Origin of the sequence: Kitasatospora sp. SC0581 (genome assembly GCF_048159585.1) — a bacterium.
Lineage (GTDB): Bacteria > Actinomycetota > Actinomycetes > Streptomycetales > Streptomycetaceae > Kitasatospora.
In genome coordinates this window covers 1-328 of sequence record NZ_JBLRWA010000296.1, presented here as the reverse complement: position 1 = coordinate 328, position 328 = coordinate 1, and the positions used below count along the sequence as shown (strand labels likewise).

Here is a 328-nt window from a genome sequence, read left to right as displayed (position 1 = left end):
CCGCCTTCGGCATCCAGAACTGACAGGACACCGGATCACCATGAGTTCAGTCATGCCCCAGGCCCCGGTGGCCGAGGGGACGGACACCGAGGCGCGGCGCCCCCGGAAGGGTGCCGCGCCCGCGGCCGTCTGCCTCTGCGACGCCGTCGCCTCGCTCGGCGGCCGTCCCGTGCTGCGCGGCGTGGACCTCAAGGTCCAGCCCGGCGAGGTGGTCGCCCTGCTCGGGGCCAACGGCTCGGGCAAGTCCACCACCGTGAAGTCGGTGATCGGCGCGGTGCCGCTGGAGCGCGGCGGCCTGGAGCTGTTCGGCACCCCCTTCGGCAAGTTC

The 328-nt window shown here is 73.5% G+C and carries 1 protein-coding gene; it reads left to right on the top strand.

What is annotated here, in order from left to right; all coding sequences use genetic code 11:
- Positions 1-40: 40 nt before the first annotated feature.
- Positions 41-328: ATP-binding cassette domain-containing protein (locus ACLWS4_RS38160; RefSeq protein ID WP_416876593.1), on the top strand; the 288-nt coding region annotated here is incomplete at its 3' end.